The sequence below is a fragment of the Novacetimonas hansenii JCM 7643 genome (assembly GCF_000964405.1).
In the GTDB taxonomy this organism is placed as follows: Bacteria; Pseudomonadota; Alphaproteobacteria; order Acetobacterales; family Acetobacteraceae; genus Novacetimonas; species Novacetimonas hansenii.
This window is the reverse complement of the sequence record NZ_BANE01000167.1, coordinates 1-224: the sequence shown is the minus strand read 5'-3', so window position 1 is coordinate 224 and position 224 is coordinate 1. Positions and strand designations below refer to the sequence as shown.

The 224-nt window shown below is 65.6% G+C and carries 1 pseudogene; it reads left to right on the top strand.

The annotated features are described in order from the left end of the window. A pseudogene (locus B7G66_RS11380) lies at positions 1-189 on the top strand (hypothetical protein); the annotation flags it as partial. Between the last annotated feature and the right edge of the window lie 35 nt (positions 190-224).

Below are 224 nucleotides of genomic sequence, written 5' to 3'. Positions count from 1 at the left end.
GGAAGTTCGATCACCGCCACCGCCGTTTCCGCGCTGGAGGCGGACTTTGCATCATTCGAAACCTGCTGGACCGGCGTCAAGGCCGGTCAGCAGCCCCCGGCCTGCGCCGGCATCGCCTCCACGGCCACCACAACCACGGCCACCACAACCACGGCTACCACAACCGCCACCACCACAGCAGGGAACTGACACATCATGGACGTCACGGAAATCGGCGCGATCGC